The sequence below is a fragment of the Leisingera sp. XS_AS12 genome, assembly GCF_041224635.1.
GTDB lineage: Bacteria > Pseudomonadota > Alphaproteobacteria > Rhodobacterales > Rhodobacteraceae > Leisingera.
The window spans coordinates 1-1,339 of the sequence record NZ_JBGFGM010000014.1 but is presented as its reverse complement, the minus strand read 5'-3'; the positions used below and the strand labels follow the sequence as shown (position 1 = coordinate 1,339).

The 1,339-nt window shown below is 60.1% G+C and carries 2 protein-coding genes; both read left to right on the top strand.

Annotation, left to right across the window (positions count from 1 at the left end):
• On the top strand, nt 1-261 hold a 261-nt coding region (locus AB9K35_RS00080; RefSeq protein ID WP_369923895.1), incomplete at its 5' end, for a hypothetical protein.
• Nucleotides 258-1,339 (top strand): hypothetical protein (locus AB9K35_RS00075; RefSeq protein WP_369923894.1); only part of this gene is annotated, 1,082 nt, incomplete at its 3' end. The genes AB9K35_RS00080 and AB9K35_RS00075, both read left to right, overlap by 4 nt.

The following is a 1,339-nucleotide window of genomic DNA, read 5'->3' as shown; positions in this document are numbered from 1 at the left end:
GGCAATCTGCCCTACGAGACCTTTCTCGGCTGGTTCAAGCGCGAAACCCGTGCTGCCGGCCTGCCGATGACCCCGCATAATTTCCGCCACGGCTTGGCCTCGCTGCTGATCGAAGCCAACCCGGGAAGGTGGGACCTGCTCGAGCGGCTGCTCGACGACACCGTCGGCACTGCCAGGAAAAACTATGGCTGGGTCAACAAACGTGTGCAGCGCTCCGAGGTGCAGAAATACGTGCTCGATCTGACGAGGCTGAAGGCATGAAAAAACCTGATCGCCGGACCGTTCCGGAAATTCTGCAGCACCCGCGATGGGATCCCTTGGCCGCAACGCTGAACATGAGGGCTGTCACCGCGCCGCAGATGCGCATCCTCGATGATTTCCTCGCCTTCATTGAAGGCAGGCAGATTGCTTCGATATGGGAACTTTCGGTTTCGGACTGCCTGTCATTCGATGCCGGGTATCGGTCCGCCAACCGCCTGCGCGTGTTGAAAAAGGCGATGCAGGCGGTTTTCCCGGCCCAGCCCGCCATCCTCGTTCTGACCGACGCCATCCGCCGGAAAGAGGCGCAGACCCGGAAGCCGGCGGCCACGGCGCCGAGGCGGCGCACGCTCAGGGTGTCGATTCCGGAGGAGGAACTGCCAGAAGACTGGAAAAATGCGCTGGCAGACATGGCGGCGGGCTTTGATGGGGACAGTGTCATCGCACCGTCTCCCAAAATGATTCCGACGTACAGAATGAAGCTGAGGCAGCTGGCCTGTTCGGCCAGAAAGGCCGGGGTGCCGGAGGAAATCTCGGTTGAGGCAGTGAAGGCCTTTACCCGCGACATGCGTGAACGCGGGCTGGCCGCCGCGACACAGCTGGCCTCTTTCTCTGCATTGAAGAAATGTGCCCTCTATGTCGGCGCCGACCAAGAGGCGCAGGAGCTATTGTCGCAGCTCCTTCGAAAGGCTGAGGATCGAGCCCGCAAAGCTCCAAAGAAGAAGTATGAAAAGCTGCAGAAAACCGGATATTCGCCGGTAGCGATCATCGGCCGCGCGGAGGAATTCCTGAAGGAGGCGGAAAGTCTGACATGCCCACGCTCGCGCCAGGCGTTGAGAAACACCGCTGCTGCTTTGGCGCTGTTTTCGGTGCTGCCGGTCCGCTTAGCGGATACGCGGCTTGTATTCGGGGAGCACCTGTCGTGGCGGCAAGGACGATATGAGCTGCACATCACCCTGTCCAAGGATGATGAGACTTATGACGCGGAAATTGATCCCCGGCTGAATGTATTCATTGATGCACTGATCCTCAGGGGGTGTGACGAGGCCTGGCTCGACCAGATGCGCAACGGCTGCCTGAA